Genomic DNA, 16594 nt, shown 5'->3' on the forward strand with positions numbered 1-16594 from the left:
AAATAGCTTTAAACTTTAATTTTTGCATTTTTAAAAAAAACTAAAAAAATCTCTTCTTCCGATGCATATAAAGCATCGGTAGAAGAGATTGATAGTTCTATTTAGTTATACTCAATTAGTTTTACTTATAATATCCAGCGATTACAGTGTTCACTTGTTCCATAACTCCTGCCTTCAATGCGCTCAGCTTACTTGTGCTTTCTTCTAAAGAAGAACTATTTACACTAAAGTAGAACTTAGCTTTCGGCTCTGTTCCTGATGGACGTAAGCAGAACCATGAACCGTCTTCTAGATAATATTTGATTACATTGGACTTTGGTAAATCAATCAATGTTTCTGTTAAGCCTTCTTGACGTTGACTTGTTAAATAATCTTCTACTGCAACAACATTTAAGCCATTAACTTCTTTGATTGGAGCTTTACGGAAAGTGTCCATAATATAAGCAATTTGTTCTGCTCCATCTTTCCCTTTCAATGTTAAGGACTCTAATCCTTCTTGATAGTAGCCGTACTTTTCAAAGATTTCTAGTAAACCTTCGTAAAGTGTTAAGCCTTTTGCTTTATAGTATGCAGCAACTTCTGCAGCAAAAATAGCAGATTGAACAGCATCCTTATCACGAACAAAATCACCAATTAAATAGCCATAGCTTTCTTCATATCCAAAAAGGAATGTATGCTCATGTGTTTGTTCGAATTCCTTAATTTTTTCACCAATAAATTTAAATCCAGTTAATGTATCAATTGTAGGAATTCCATAAGCTTTGGCAACAGTGCGCCCAATTTCAGATGTTACAATCGTTTTGATTACAACACCATTATCAGGAAGAATGCCTTTCGCTTTCTTCTCTGATAGTAGATATTCAAGCATTAATGCACCTAATTGGTTTCCTGTTAGAACCGTGTATTCTCCACTTAAATCTTTAACCGCAACTCCTAATCTGTCTGCATCTGGATCTGTTGCTAGAAGAATATCCGCATCGATTTCTTTGCCATAACGAATCGCAATTTCAAAAGCGGCATGCTCTTCTGGATTTGGCGATTTTACAGTTGAGAAGTTAGCATCAGGTAATTCCTGTTCTTTTACAATCGTTACATTTTCAAATCCGAATGCTTCTAATCCTGCACGAACTGGCTTGTTTCCTGTACCATGTAATGGCGTATAAACTATTTTTAAATCCTTTGCTTCTGGCAAACGATTTAATTGAATTGTCTTTAATTGTTCTACATAGGCAGCATCTACATCTGCACCAATATATGTCAATAGTCCTTTATCTAATAGCTCTTTTTCTTCTAAAACATCTATTGTAAGCTCGTCTTCTACTTCATTTACATATTTAATAATGATATCTGCAGCCTCAGGAGGAAGTTGTCCACCGTCTTCTCCGTATGCCTTAAATCCATTATACTCAGGAGGATTGTGACTAGCGGTAATCACTACTCCAGCAAATGTATTTAGATAGCGTACAGCAAAAGATAATGCTGGTGTTGGACGAAGTTCTTCAAATACATAGGATTTAACTCCAAGCTTCCCTACTACTTTCGCAACCTCTAAAGCAAATTCTGGAGATTGATGACGGGAATCATACGCCACAGCTACTCCGCGTTTCATCGCTTCTTCTCCTTGTTCTACTATGTATTTCCCTAATCCTTCTGCTGCTTTACGAACAGTATAAATATTCATTCGGTTAATACCAGGCCCTAATTCTCCACGCATACCGCCAGTACCAAATTCCAAATGCTTATAAAAACTGTCCTCCAGCAACTTATCAGATGTTTGTAATTCTGTTAGTTGCGCCTTTAAGTTAGCTTCTAATCCTGCAAAACTTGTCCACTTTTCTACGATTTCTTTATAAACCATTGTCGCTGTTCTCCCACCTTTAAAATTAATGTGACGATATATCTTTACATTACCTAAAATATGTATATAAGTAAAGATTTTTTAAAAAGCGCTTTTATGGAACCAATATCTCTGAGTAGTCCTTAATACCTACAGTGATAAGGGTTCCATAAAGATTATCTTCAAAAAATTATTTTTTTCTCCACATTTTTGCAAGAGGACCACTTTCCCCATAAACAGGATCTGCAACAGGGAACACGGCATTTTCGATTTCCTCCTGTACCCCTTCCAAGTCCTCCTCCACGTCTTTTTTGAGATTATACTCTACTCCATTAGGATATGCCCCAACCACTTCAAAGTCTGGTGAAGCAGATAATTTTTTATGACCTGTTCCAGCTGGAAGCAATAAAATATCTCCATGCTTTACAATAAGCTTTGATCCACCTTCCCCACCTATTTGTAATAAAGCAGATCCTTTTTTAATACCAAGTACTTCATGTGCATTGCTATGATAATGATGGTATGGAAAAACTCCATTCGTCCAACTATTTTTCCAATTATTTAAATGAAAAACTTTTTCTATATTTTCCTCCTTATTCTCCATTGCCCTTTTATAATGTAAAGCAGGCAAATAAGGGTGATTTGGTATATATCTATTTTGTTCGAAATAATACATTGTAATATCTGGATTAGCCATTGGATGTACACCTCTCTATCTATTGATACTACTGTATACCCCTCTTTTTCCTAAATCATTCCTTTAGTTAGCAACACTAAAATCCAATGATTCTATTGAATTATTACCGCTTTTCTTTTTATTCCGACTTCTTTTTTTCTACTAAAAATTAGAGGATTTTCGTCGATATAAAGCGATGTACATTAAGTTGCTAGATTCTTTTGAAAAGCTTAATAAGTCCATTTCATCTTATGCGTGTTATAAAAGAAAGGAGAATAACATGAGAACATCCATTAAGCAGAAATTATTAGCAAGTTTTCTGATTGTTTCTATTTTATTTATGATTCTGTCCTATTATTCTTATAGAAGTACAAAGGAAACTGTAGAAAAATATGATTATTTAATCGAAACAGTTACAGAATTACGCTCTATCTCAGAAAAAATCAACACAAATGCATCTAGACAAATTGCAAACGTAAGAGGTTATTTTGTCTATGGAACCTCTGATTACAAAAACAGAGTAAATGGAGCAAGCAGTAATATTGATACTTTTGTAGACAATGGGATTAAAATCTCTACCAATGCAGAAATAGAAAAACGATTAAATGAATTAAAGACTTTAAATAAAGAACTTACACATAAGGCTAACGCACTGATGAATAGCATTACTCCTTCTCAAACTGCTTTAGATGAGGTTACTACACTATCTGATAACTTATCACAACAGGCTGAGACCTTAAATATTTTGCTGACAAATGATGTCTTGAATCCAGAAATTGAAAGTGCTCAAACACACTCTAAACAAAAAATGTTATTTGTTATGATAGTTAGTGTTTTCGTTACTGCTATTTCTTTAGCTATTGGTTTCCTACACGCTTCTCTTATTACGAAGCCGATTCAAAGTTTGAAAACAAATATGCAGAAAGTTGCTAAAGGGAACTTACATACAGATAAATTCTCTATTAAAGCAAAAGATGAAATTTACTATTTAAACGAGGCTTTTGAGCAAATGAAAGATAATTTATCGCTCATGATTTCCAATATGACAGATAGCTCTACTCTTGTGGCAGCATCCGCAGAACAATTAACTGCAAGTGCAGAACAATCGAGTAATGCATCTGCTACAGTCGCGTCCTCTATACAGTCTATTGCTGAGAGCAATGAGCATACCATTGCTAAAATCTCTGATAACAAGCTCGCCCTAGATTCGATTCTTGACGGAGTGGAGGCAATTAAGGAAAGTTCCTTGCATGTATCTGCACTATCACAAGCTGCTTTTACAAATGCAGAAAAAGGAACGAAACAAGTTCATGATAATTTGAATCAAATGGAGTTCATCTATGACTCTGTTCAACGTTCCAATTCGATTATTGCCGCCTTGGCTGATCGATCAAATGAAATTGGAAAAATGATTGAATTAATAAGCAATATTGCTGACCAAACAAATCTATTAGCATTAAATGCTGCCATTGAAGCTGCTAGAGCAGGGGAAAATGGGAAAGGATTCGCAGTTGTTGCTGATGAGGTTCGTAAATTAGCGGAGCAGTCACAAGCTTCTGCACAAGATATTTCACAGTCCTTACATGGAATTCAGCAGGATACATCTGAAGCAGTCACCATGTTGAATGAGACATTGGATAAAGCGAAGACAGGAGTAAGCATATCAACCAATACCGTTGAATCTTTCTCCATCATTGTATCAAATACGCAAAAAGTAGCTCCAGAAATAGAAGAAGTTGCCCTAACAGTTGCCAAGATTACGACACAAATTGAAGATGTGGTGGAGGTTGCTAACGAGATTGCCATTCTTTCTAAAGAAAATGGGAGTGGTACAGAAGAGGTTGCCGCTTCTACAGAGGAGCAACTCGCATCCATGGAAGAAATTAAAGCATCTGCAGAATCTTTATCTAGTATGGCCGATGAATTAATGGATATTGTATCACAGTTTAATCATAAAGAAGAAATCTAAATATGAGGTGAAAGGAGTATAGGACAATCTGTTCCATACTCCTTTTTTGGGGAACTAAATGGAATTGGTTTGGCTGATATAACTTTATTTTGGCTGACTTCCCCTTGCTTTTGGCTGATATATTCATAAGGTTGGCTAATATAATTAAAAATTAAAGCAAAATTCACAAGAATCCACATAATTTTTTAAGAAAAACCTCTTTCATCATCTTTACCTCGCAAAATAGAATAAAGAAAGTAAATACCAATCAACACTAAAAGGATAAACAAAAGTAGAAATAAATAATGGAAACCTAGCATTACTGCCTCGAATTCTGAGCGCTTTGTATCATTCATCCAATCTGTTATCGTGCCATCTAGCCATGTATTCATAAAGGTAATCGCAAGTGCTGTTCCGATAACCATTCCGATATTACGAAGCAAAGCAATCGTACTGCTCATCATTCCCAAATATTGCAGGGGAACATATAGCATCATAATGCTGTAATTCGGTGAGGTTAAAATCCCCATTGAAAAACCTAATAAACTAAACAAAATAATTAATGTTGCTAAAGATGTTCCTGGTGTTAAAAAACTAAGCCCAAGCATGGTCATACATAATAGTCCTAAACCAATTACTACTACCTTTCCCCCGCCAAATCGGTCTGATAATGATCCACTTATTGGACCGAGTACTGCAAGAAATAATGGATAACACATTAATAAAAGTCCTGATTGATCTGCTGAGAATCCTAATACGCCTCGTAAATAAAACGGCATAATGACAGTAGAAGCAAACGCTGCACAATAGCTCGCCATTAAAATCAACCCACCTGCTTTAACGATTGGGGAAGAAAAAATGGAGGGCTGTATAAAGGGATGCTCTTCCTTCCTGCTATGGAAAAAAAAGAAAAGAAAACATGCAACACTAACACATGCTATTCCTAATAAATATACCTTATAAACACCCTCCCCTATTGAGTTAAGTACAAAAACAAACGAAACAATCCCTATCCCAAAATAGATGCTCCCCTTATAATCAAAACTGGAGTTCTGAAAGCTCTTATCCCTCGGCACAAATTTTTGTGCCAAAAAATAGGCTCCGATGCTTATTGGCACAACGGTCCAAAATAACATATGCCAAGAAAATGCTTCGATAAAGAACCCACCAACGGAAGGACCTAATAAAGCACCTATTCCAACAGAAGTACTAATAATGCCAAGTGCCTTTCCCCGATGTTTTTCAGGATAGGCATCTGTTACAATTGCCATACTAACGGCCTGTAACATGGCAGCACCACCACCTTGGATAACTCTCGCAATAATTAAAATGGGGATACTTGATGATAACGCAGAACCACATGCCCCTACGGCAAAAATAAGATAGCCCATATTATGTATACGTTTTTTTCCAAATTGATCAGCTAATTTACCCATTAGCGGTAAAAATAGCATGATGGATAGAAGATAGCCATTGACAATCCATTGTGTGATAGATAGCTTTGCAGAAAAATCAATCGATATATCGGTTAAAGCAATATTGACAAAGCCTGCAGAAAAATGAGATAAAAAAGCGCCTGTACATACAGATAACAATAAAAGTATCGATTGATACTTTTTATCCTCTGCTTTTGGCTCATTCCTTACCTCCAAATAGCTTATCTTGTTTTTAGTCATTTGAATCATCCTTTGTGGTGTTGAACATCTGCATATTTTTAATTGTGAGTATATTAGGAGAGAATCATTCTCTCCTATATACATTTTACTACTACTAAAGTAATCAAAATCTCGAATGAATTCATTCACTTCCAACAGGTATAGCATGAATAGATTGGATAACTTCATTACTAGTAACAACTGTACCAAAAAACTGATTGATGGTTTGCAATGTCATATTGTGTGCCTCTCTTGAGAAGGCTGCTGTACAGTCAGATAAGAAAATAACATCATAATCAAGCATGAAGCCATCTCTTGCTGTTGATTCCACACAAATATTTGTACTAACCCCTGCCATTAAAAGTGTCTCGATTTTCAAGGCTCTAAGTACGGAATCCAATCTTGTATTAATAAATGCACTGTATCGATGTTTTATCACAATAACATCATCATTATCTGGTTCTAATTGATAAAACTCCGCTCCCCACGTATCCTTTCTACATAAGTTTGTTTGATTCTTTCCTTTTAATCGTTTAATCCACGTTTCCGAATCCGTACTATTCTCATGGATCGTCTGGATATATATAATAGGAACATTTTCCTCTTTCATAGTTGCAATCATATTTTTTAGATTAGGCATCATTTCTTCGACCATGGAAACGTCCAAATCCTGTTTAGCCAAACATCCTTCTTTATGACAATAATCATTCTGAACATCAACAATTAGTAAAGCACTATGTTGTGGATTCCATTCCAACTTCATCTGTTTCATCCTTTCAAGTCAAATTCACTTCTACTCTTTTTACCGTATTTTTAAGCAATTTTCGTTTATTTGGAAAGTGCCTCTACAAACTGCATGTCAATTAACTCATCGTAACTATAGCCATTTGTGTAAACGCCTGTTTTTTCTACAACTTCCATTGGTTTCGCAAGCGCTTCTTCCGTTATAAATCCATCTTTACTCCAAAGGCTATCTGCATAAGCTCGATCAAGTGAAGCCTGTAAGCTATCTTCTGAAGTAGAAGGAAACTCCTGTTTTAAGATCTCCAGTGCCAATTCATGATCCTCATCAATCAACTTTAATCCTTTCATAACAGCACTTACAAAGCTATTTACCGTCTCTGGATCTTCTTCTATAGTTGATTTTTTGACACTTAAAACAGAATATGGATAATCTCCAAGACTTGCAAAGCTGTAAAATGGTTCGGCCCAGACATCTTTATTTATTCCTTCTGTAATTTGTGGTTCTGCTCCATTTGCGATGTCAGCTTGACCGGATTCCACTAAAGAGACGACAGCACTAGCATCTGCTGGTTCTTCTAGTTTGACATCTTTTTCAGGATCTAATCCTACATCCATTAATAACCAGCGAGTTAGTAGGTTGGGACTTCCACCAAATCGCCCAGCCGCAATGGTTTTACCTTTTAAATATTCAGCAAGGCTCTCCTTACTAGTATCTGTTATTGTTTGTTCTGTATCCGCCATTAGGTAGACATTCGCTCGGTTTACGACATTTACTACAGAAACAATCGGGTCAGAGTTACCTGTGTTTGCCATCTGATTTGATTCTGGACCACCGATATTTCCCCACGCATCCCCACTTACTACTGAAGTAACATGTGCTCCTCCTGTTGCTGTAATGACTTCCACCTCCAGCCCCTCTTCTTCAAAAAAGCCTTCTCGAATCGCCGCATATAATGGTAAATAGCCAATTAAGTGAACTGGTTCTGCAATAACAAGCTTTTTTGTTCCACTTTCAGACTTTTCTTCTCCACTTGTACCTTCTGATGAGGAACATCCACTTAAAATCATTAAAAGAAGCAACAAATAAATTCCAGCTTTAAAGAAAATACTTTTTTTCATTTCCTTTTCTCCCCCTCTATGCATACTTTTTATATCCTTAATTAATCCTAAAATCGTTACCCTCTTATTCTTCGTCCTCTTAATAAACGTTTTTCTACCCATACGGTGCCAACATACATCAGTACAGATAGAATGGATAAAACAACAACCCCTACCCAAACTAAATTAATATTCATAATCTGTCCCGCATACAAAATCATTCGACCAATTCCTTGTCTAGAACTAATAAATTCGCCTACGATTGTACCTGCTAACGCTAATGCAATATTAATTTTCAAACTACTGACAATCCATGGCATCGCAGACGGGATAACGACTTTCGCAAAAATATGATGTTTTTTGGCTCCTAAAGAAAAAAGCATTTTTTCTAAATCAGAATCAACACTCTTCACTCCACTATGTGCCGCAATGGCTGTGACAATAACCGTCATCATAAATGCCAAAACAACCTTTGAACTAAAACCAATTCCAAAAAGAATGACTAATACCGGAGCCAATGCTAATTTCGGAATGGCGTTAAAAGCAATTAAATAAGGCTCCGCTATTCTGGAATAAAAGTAGGACCACCAGAAGGATAATCCAAGTAATGCCCCAAAAAAAGTCCCTAATAGAAACCCTAGTATCGTTGCTCCTGATGTATATAGGAGGTCGCTCCATAAAGTCCCTTCCGTAAAAGCAATAAGGCCTGTTTCCCATATGATCGATGGGCTGCTCCAGTAATAAGCATCAATGATTTTCCACTTTGCAAACAACTCCCAAAGAACAAAGCCAAAAATACCGATTAAGAGCTGCCCAATAAGCGTAATCCGTTTCCTTCTTCTTTCCTTTAGCTCTTCATCCTCAATAAGAATGGATGAGTCTATCTCTTTCACTTTCACCTTATGCGGCAATATGATTTGCTCTGGATTGTCACGCATGTCTAACTCCTCCTTTATGTAAATTTATTTTTCTAAGACTACTTCTTGCTTTAATAAAGCAAATAAATGCTGTTTTAAATCAATAAATGCTGGTTGTAATAACGTTTGTTCATTTCGTGGTCTTGATAAATGTACATCTACCTTTTCCTTAATCCGTCCAGGTCTCGGAGATAGAACATAAATCTCATCTGACAAATAAATCGCTTCATCTATGTCATGGGTTACAAAAAGAATCGTTTTCTTAAAATCAGTCCAAATATTAAGAAGCCATGTTTGCATCAGCAACCGAGTCTGTGCATCTAAGGCACCAAAAGGTTCGTCAAGCAAAATGATATCTTGATCGTATAAAAGGGTTCGCAATAATGCTGCTCTTTGTCTCATGCCGCCAGATAATTCATCTGGATAATGATGTTCAAACCCACCTAAGCCATATTTTTGCAGAAGGGGCATTGCTCTTTCGATCGCCTCTTTCTTGGTAACTCCCTTGATTTCCAGTCCTAATATCACATTTTGCAAAATACTTCTCCAAGGTAGTAGCAAATCTTTTTGAAGCATATAGCCTACATTTCCATTTTTTCCGACGATATTCTTGCCATCGAGAAGCACTTCACCTGTCGTTGGCTTAATAAGCCCTGCAATTATATTAAATAACGTCGATTTTCCACAGCCACTCGGACCAATTAAACTGATAAATTTTCCTTCTTCGATTTTTAAATTGGCATCCTTTAAGGCAACAACCTCTTTCCCTTCTTTTTTAAAAATTTTATTCGTTTGGCGAACCTCTAGTTTATACATAGTGAAACTCCCTTCTTTCCTTTGAATTGCCATTATATATACACTTGCTTTTTCCAAATAAAAAAACCGCCAGAATTTACCGAGCGTAATCGCTCAGTCTAATTCTGACGGTTTTCCTGCTCTCTTAAATAGAGTTCATTTAACCAGCCAAATAGGATTCAATTTTGTTTTCCAACAAAATAATTGTTCCACTAATTTCTCTCATGGAATCATAGTCCTTTAATATTAGCTGCACATTAAAGTGCAGTTTTTCTTCTAAATTACGCAAAAGCAGTTCCTTGTATTTATCAATTAATAGACGATCAATGATCTCCGCAAGGTTATCACTTGAACTTTCTATTATTTCTAGTACAGGAATACGTTTATGCTTAGCAATAATAATAATTTTATTATCCATTAAACTAATCTGCTGTTCGGTAAGACCAACTTTGAAAATCAATTGATTCACAAGATTGTTTTCCCTCATGATGCTTTGCTTCAATTCTCCTAGTGTTCTTGGTAGTTGATCAACTAAAATGATTATCACCCCCAATAGATATAGCAGAATGAATGAGCGATTCCTTTGTCGACCGAATGCTCACACCATACAAGCAAAACGTAATCTATCCACTTATTAAAATAGTGAATATTCTGTTTATTGGATAATATCATATCATTGTACAACTTTCTTCCTTTTTGTCAGAATTTCTTACTCTATTTTTTTATAGAGGCTGTTTCATCTAGTTTGTTTGCATAGCCTGAATAATGAATTTTCCCCCTATCAAACAAATCAAAGCTCTAATTCTAAGGAAAGAAATTTATACTCTAAATAGTCCTCTAAACCATATCTTCCACCTTCACGACCTACTCCTGATTCCTTTACTCCTCCAAATGGGGCTTGTGCCGTTGTTGGTACCGGATCATTAATGCCAATTATTCCGTATTCTAGTTTTTCAGACATTCTAAAGACACGAGATACATCTTTTGTATAAAAATAAGCCGCTAATCCATACGACGTATCATTGGCAAGATGTAACGCTTCTTCTTCTGTATCAAATTCAAAAATTGGCGCGACTGGTCCGAATGTTTCTTCTGTTGCGATTTTCATTTCATGGGTAGCATGTAATAAAATGGTCGGTTCATAGAAATGTCCTTTTTTATAGACTTCCCCTGTAGGTTTCTTTCCCCCATATACTACTTTTGCGCCTTTTTTAACAGAATCAGAAATATGGTCCTCTGTTTTAGCTACTGCAGCTTCATTAATTAGTGGTCCAATTGTTACTTCTGGCTGTAGACCATTCCCAACTACTAATTTGTCCATTTTCGTTACCAATATTTCGGAGAAACGCTCTGCAATAGTTCTCTGGACATAAATACGATTTGTGCATATACACGTCTGGCCAGCATTACGAAACTTACTTGCAATAACTCCTTCTGCTGCTTTTTCTAAATCGGCATCTTCAAAAATGATAAAAGGAGCATGTCCCCCTAACTCCATTGATATCTTTTTCATGGTAGCTGCAGCTTTTGCTGCAAGTTCTTTTCCAACCTTAGTGGATCCTGTAAAGGTTATTTTTCTTACTTCTTGTCTTTCCATCATCGCCTCGCCAATTGGAGCTGCTTCCCCGTGGACTAAATTTAACACACCTTTTGGCAGTCCTACTTCATGAAATATCTTCATTACCTCAATTGCTGTTAAAGGCGTAGATTCAGCAGGCTTTAAGACAACTGTACATCCAGCAGCAAGAGCCGGCGCTATTTTTCGAGCAAGCATGGCAATTGGAAAATTCCATGGCGTAATGGCAGCAACGACGCCAACTGGCTGTCTTAGCACAATGATTCGCTTTGTTTCAGAACTGGAAGGAATTGTATCCCCATAGATTCGTTTTCCTTCTTCAGCATACCATTCCAAATAATCAGCAGCTAAGTTCACTTCTCCCTTCGCTTCTGCTATTGGTTTCCCCATTTCCGTAGTAATAATGGTTGCGAGATGATCTATTCTCTCCCTTAACTTTTCCGATACTGTTTTCAGATAAAAAGCGCGTTCTTTAGCTGTTTTCTTTGACCATGAAGGCAAAGCATTCTTTGCTGCATCGATTGCTAAATTCCCCTCTTCCTTTCCACCTCTTGCTATCTGTTCAATAACTTCACCGGTAGCTGGATTATAGACTGGATAGGTTTTTCCTGTGGTTGCCTGACACCATTCTCCATTAATATATTGCATTTCTATTCTCCTTTCTCGTCTGTTTTTTTTATCATAACAAACATTTTGGATAATTCCACTTGATGAAACTCCATTCCTAAAATTACTCTATTAATGGAATAGACTCTATAAAAAAGAAGCATCCTTTTTTAAAAGATACTCCTTTTTTTCGATTAATTCACATAAAAATAACCAACGACTCCCAAAATGACAAGTACGATTAATAGTACACCATATTTTCGAAAAAACCTTACTCCTGGATTTGCCGTTTGCTCACGCACCTCTTTTAATAACTTCTTCAATGATTGTGACCGGATACTTGTTAATTCTTTTTTCATGTCTTTTTTCTTCCATATGGAGTTTCGATCTGTTATTAAATAGTCCTTTAAAGCATGGCTAAATCTTGGACTTGTCCCATATTTTTTCAGAGACCATTCTATATAATCAAGCATTTCATCTTCTGATCCATAGATGGCTATATTCGAAAATACTTGGCGAAATTCCACCCCTTCCATTCCGCCTGGGAACAAAAGGAGGAAACGTTCATATGGTTTAAAAAGGCCATTGTCTTTGATAATCTCCTGTGCCAAATCACTTGCTTTCGCCTCGATTGGTGTACTCGCCATCCGAAATACATGCTGTGTTTGTTCAATAGGAAGATAGAAGTAGGTATACAGCAGCTCTAACACCTCAAATTTCTCCTTCTCCCAGCCTTTAATTTCAAAGCTATGTTCCTCTTTATCTAGTAAAAATATTTCCCCAAAATTTTTCACATCTACTAGATTCACTTTTTCTAGCTGTAATTGCCCCAAAAGCTGTGCCTTTACATCTGGCAGAGCCATTCGTTTATATGTTTGAAATGGAATGGATCGTTCAAAGTATGTAATTACTTCAAAAACGACAGAAATAGGATGACTACTTTTTTTGACTTCATACACTAGTCTATTTTTCGTTAATTTTAAGAAAATTGCATTATGTTCAAAAGAGGAATTAACATTTAATAAGCTCTTTATATTAATCAATACATCTGCTAAAGAATGTTGAAAGCTAAATTTATCCTTTAGGTAATCTTCCATCATCTCAGCGTAAGAAAAAATATCACTCATATAAGATAAAACTTGCTGATAAATGTCTGGGTATTTTTCTAAAATCCTCCATAGCGATTGACAGATAGCTTCTCCTTCATAGTAAGCAAGGCTTTTCACTATAAAGTCAACAACATTTACATGTTCTACTGCCTTTTGAATTTCCAAAACGAATCTCAAATAATCCTGTACAATGGAAGCATCCTTCATTCTTTCTTCTCTTTGAAGCAAGTGTGTGAAAATATTTACCAATTCCACTTTTTCTCGATGATTTTTTTGAAGAAAAGCTAACAGCATTTGTAAAGTGCCTACTTTATCCTTTTCATAAAAATAGTAATCTAGCTTCTCCATATAAAACAGCAGAAATAAATCATCATATGTTTGAATAGTTAGTTTCTTTTGCTGATCTAATCCTTGTAAGGCCCGCTCACAGTATATGAAAAACTCGTCAAGCTCCGTGGCAGTCTGAAGTGCTTCATAAGCGAAATGGAGATAATCATGTTCTTCTTCCTTAAAGGTTAATCCACTGCTTTTATGCTGACTTAAATCAAATGTAAATTGATTTTCCACCGCTCTGTTTCGTAGACGAATCGATCCTTGTTCTACAAACATAACATGGATATTTTCGATAATCTCCGGTTCATTATGAAATGTGGTTGCTCCAAACAGTTTTCTTGTTTCATAGGGCATATATAGAAATAGTAACTCCAATAGCCACATGGCATATTTATGTTGCATGTTAGGTGGAGCCTGAAACGATATATAGACTCTTTTCTTTTCAGCAACTGCAGTAATACACGCACACAGCAGCTCCTTATATTTCTTTTCATCCAACTGTAAAACATGAAACAGTTCTTGCTTTTTAGCATATATATTTTCGTTTTTATAAGGTATATGGTCGATTTCTTCTAGTTCCCCCTTTAGATTTTCCATATCTTCCAAACCATAAAATTGATCAATATGAAAAATTTGGGAAGGCTGAAGGATCCATTCTTCTTTTCTATTTGCCGGAATAATATAATTATGTACAAAAAGACGATTCTTTTGCTTCGAGCTTTCTGCAGGTGCAAAATTAGATTTTCCTATAACGAATTCACCTGACTCAGGCTGAATCATGGTAAATAGCGGCGGATAGGCGTCTATTTCTTTATCACCGCTTTTCTTTAATTCACTCGGCATATGATAGGTACTAATGGGATTAAGATATTTTTTCACGAAGCTTTCATCAACGTTTGGCGAAATGACTATTGTATCAGCACCCTCACTGGAAAGAAAAAAACCTTTACTATCCTTCGTTACTATTTGCTGCTGTATCAGGCTTTTTCCCATTATCCTCTCCCCTTTCTTCTCTTTAATAGGAATTTACTGCAAATTTATCAAAAACATATATAAAAACGCTACATTAATAGTAAATAAAAAGCAGCATACTTATCGCTTCTAATGGTCCGTTTTCCTAAAAAAACATTTGTTTCTCCTAATGAGGAGAGTAATTATTCCATGAATATGGATAAATAAAAAAACAGCTAATACCTGTATTATACAGGCATGCCGTTTTTTTAAAAACCAACTTTGCAAGACTTTTCAAAGAAATATAGAAATTCTTTTCTTCATTCTCCTAATTCCTTGATATATTCCGTATCCCAATACAGTCCCAAATGTATTTAAAATCAAATCGTCTATATCACTCCATCTATTTTCCATAAACCATTGAATCATTTCAATAGAGCATGAAAGCCCTCCTCCCGCTAATAGCACGGGGAGAAACGAACTTTTATTCGGAAAGGTTAACGGGTAAAGTAATCCAAATGGAATAAACATAGCGATATTTCCAATATTATTTACAATAGCAGAAAATACACTACCATCTAGGAAAATCTCCGTTATCATCAAAAAGGGTGTAAAATTATGTCCCCCTTTGGCGATACCAGTTCCTAAATACATATTGGGAAACATTGTTAAATAAACGATAGCTAATAAAGAAGTGAGGAATAAACCATCCATAACTATTTGTTTTCTATTCATTAACAACCTACATTTTTATTTTTTTAATTAGATTATCCATTTATTTGGTGTTTTATTCCAATAATTTGTTTATGGGGAGATTGTGGGGAGATTGTGGGGAGATTGTGGGGCTCTGTTACGTTGCCTTCTGTTTTATTCTGGTTGTGGTTGTGTGAGGGCTTAGATATGGGGGTTCTGTTACGTTGGTTACTGTTTTTTTCCGCATTTCGGGCTTAGAGAGGCGCTCTCTGTTACCTTTGCTACTCCTTTTTCCGCATTTCGGGCTTAGAGACGTGTTCTCTGTTACCTTTGCACCTTCTTTTGCTGGATTTCGGGCTTAGAGAGGCGCTCTCTGTTACCTTTGCTACTCCTTTTTCCAGATCTCGGGCTTAGAGACGCTTTCTCTTTTACCTTTGCACCTTCTTTTGCAGGATTTCGGGCTTAGAGAGATGCTCTCTGTTACCTTGCACCTTCTTTTGCTGGATTTCGGGCTTAGAGAGGCGCTCTCTGTTACCTTTGCTACTCCTTTTTCCGCATTTCGGGCTCAGAGAGGCGCTCTCTGTTACCTTTGCACCTTCTTTTGCTGGATTTCGGGCTCAGAGAGGCGCTCTCTATTCCCTTCCAATTCTCTTTTTTTAAAAAAAGGGGGGGCAGACTGTCTCTATTTCTTTCCCACTCAAGAACAATAAACTTAATCATTCTTTCAATAATTATTCAAAATAACTCCAACGATTGTTTCCGATTAGCTTATAATGCTTTTCTAATATTTTCCGGATCCTTTTCTTCGAAGCAATGATTCTACACCAATCATATAATAGGGGTGTTGTTATTTTTTCATTGGGGAAAAGTATCTTAAGTTCTTCTACATTTCGTAATACCACCTTTTCGAATGCTTCTTCATGTCCACATTCTTTGCAAAGTACATTCGTTCCTGCTTCTGCTACTTCGAATGAGTTGCACACTTCGCAGAAAATCCCTTTCTTTAATTCTTTAAATTCATATGGAGGTAATTTTGAAAAAGGGGACTTATTAATATGCAACGATGTTAATTTTTCAGCTAGTTGCTTCTGAGATTTGTTTGTCTTTTGGGAATGATGATTTATTCTTTTTAAATATCGCTGGATTTGTGTTGGAAAAATAAAAGGTAACGTTAATGGTGCTTGATATAGGGTAAACTCAGGATTAATAAAAACAACAGAGGAAGTGATTGTTTTATTCTCCAAACCATGCTTTTGAAGTATTTGTTGAAATAGTGTTTCATTCCTTCTTATTTGATTTAATGGATTATTGATTTCCTTATGATTCATCGTATAGATGCGATCATTTTGATAGTAATAATCTCCTTCGTAATTCTTTATTTCAAAAAGATGAATTTCTTCTAATGTGATGATTGTGGAGTCAATCTGAAAAATGTTATTGTTCGTTTGGAGCAATAAATCATGGATGATATAGCCATTTTCTATAAGTTTTTCCGTGAAGCTATCAAACATTTTTTCTCCTTCAAAACCTTTTTGCAAATTAACTAAATATTGTTTTTCATTCGCACTAAGTTCCAACCGCTTATTCAAGGAATTTAAAACGAATATTTCTGGAGATACTGTACGAGGTTTGTAAAGCATAATAATTGGACTCATC

Annotated in this window: 13 protein-coding genes; 1 reads left to right on the forward strand and 12 read right to left on the reverse strand. The window is 35.9% G+C overall.

Annotated features, from left to right (window positions below; translation table 11 throughout):
• Nucleotides 1–121 precede the first annotated feature (121 nt).
• A complete protein-coding gene (locus ACTNDN_RS07295) occupies nt 122–1858 on the reverse strand; it encodes a phospho-sugar mutase (protein ID WP_441131012.1) in 1737 nt (578 codons plus the stop codon).
• 169 nt (nt 1859–2027) lie between these two features.
• Nucleotides 2028–2534: a cupin domain-containing protein gene (locus ACTNDN_RS07300; protein WP_031540395.1), complete on the reverse strand. Its 507-nt coding sequence runs from the start codon at nt 2532–2534 to the stop codon at nt 2028–2030.
• 259 nt (nt 2535–2793) lie between these two features.
• Here ACTNDN_RS07300 and ACTNDN_RS07305 point away from each other — a divergent pair, with 259 nt between their 5' ends.
• Complete coding sequence (locus ACTNDN_RS07305; RefSeq protein ID WP_031540396.1) at nt 2794–4482, forward strand: methyl-accepting chemotaxis protein; 1689 nt, start codon at nt 2794–2796, stop codon at nt 4480–4482.
• 185 nt (nt 4483–4667) lie between these two features.
• Here ACTNDN_RS07305 and ACTNDN_RS07310 read toward each other — a convergent pair whose 3' ends face one another.
• From ACTNDN_RS07310 to ACTNDN_RS07355, 10 genes are all read right to left on the reverse strand, one after another.
• A complete protein-coding gene (locus tag ACTNDN_RS07310; protein WP_441131013.1) occupies nt 4668–6137 on the reverse strand; it encodes an MFS transporter in 1470 nt (489 codons plus the stop codon).
• 121 nt (nt 6138–6258) lie between these two features.
• The gene (locus ACTNDN_RS07315) at nt 6259–6879 is read right to left on the reverse strand and encodes a cysteine hydrolase family protein (protein ID WP_035416839.1); all 621 of its coding nucleotides are present in this window, start codon (nt 6877–6879) and stop codon (nt 6259–6261) included.
• A 65-nt stretch (nt 6880–6944) separates the two neighbouring features.
• Nucleotides 6945–7979, reverse strand: a complete 1035-nt coding sequence (locus ACTNDN_RS07320) for an ABC transporter substrate-binding protein (RefSeq protein ID WP_349205346.1) — start codon at nt 7977–7979, stop codon at nt 6945–6947.
• 56 nt (nt 7980–8035) lie between these two features.
• Nucleotides 8036–8896 (reverse strand): ABC transporter permease, encoded by an 861-nt coding sequence (locus tag ACTNDN_RS07325; protein ID WP_441131014.1) that lies wholly within the window; start codon nt 8894–8896, stop codon nt 8036–8038.
• Between the two features lie 24 nt (nt 8897–8920).
• The gene (locus ACTNDN_RS07330) at nt 8921–9691 is read right to left on the reverse strand and encodes an ABC transporter ATP-binding protein (protein ID WP_109767437.1); all 771 of its coding nucleotides are present in this window, start codon (nt 9689–9691) and stop codon (nt 8921–8923) included.
• Between the two features lie 139 nt (nt 9692–9830).
• Nucleotides 9831–10217 (reverse strand): Na-translocating system protein MpsC family protein, encoded by a 387-nt coding sequence (locus ACTNDN_RS07335; protein WP_152910832.1) that lies wholly within the window; start codon nt 10215–10217, stop codon nt 9831–9833.
• A 243-nt stretch (nt 10218–10460) separates the two neighbouring features.
• Nucleotides 10461–11894, reverse strand: coding sequence for an NAD-dependent succinate-semialdehyde dehydrogenase (locus tag ACTNDN_RS07340; protein WP_109767411.1), 1434 nt, complete (start codon nt 11892–11894; stop codon nt 10461–10463).
• Between the two features lie 152 nt (nt 11895–12046).
• A complete protein-coding gene (locus ACTNDN_RS07345; RefSeq protein WP_109767410.1) occupies nt 12047–14287 on the reverse strand; it encodes a GAP1-N2 domain-containing protein in 2241 nt (746 codons plus the stop codon).
• 252 nt (nt 14288–14539) lie between these two features.
• The gene (locus ACTNDN_RS07350) at nt 14540–14980 is read right to left on the reverse strand and encodes a VanZ family protein (RefSeq protein WP_109767409.1); all 441 of its coding nucleotides are present in this window, start codon (nt 14978–14980) and stop codon (nt 14540–14542) included.
• A gap of 689 nt (nt 14981–15669) precedes the next feature.
• Entirely contained in the window at nt 15670–16578 is a 909-nt protein-coding gene (locus ACTNDN_RS07355) for a nuclease-related domain-containing protein (RefSeq protein ID WP_349205350.1), read from the reverse strand.
• Nucleotides 16579–16594: the final 16 nt, after the last annotated feature.

This window comes from Niallia sp. HCP3S3_B10 (assembly GCF_052064465.1).
In the GTDB taxonomy this organism is placed as follows: domain Bacteria; phylum Bacillota; class Bacilli; order Bacillales; family Cytobacillaceae; genus Niallia; species Niallia hominis.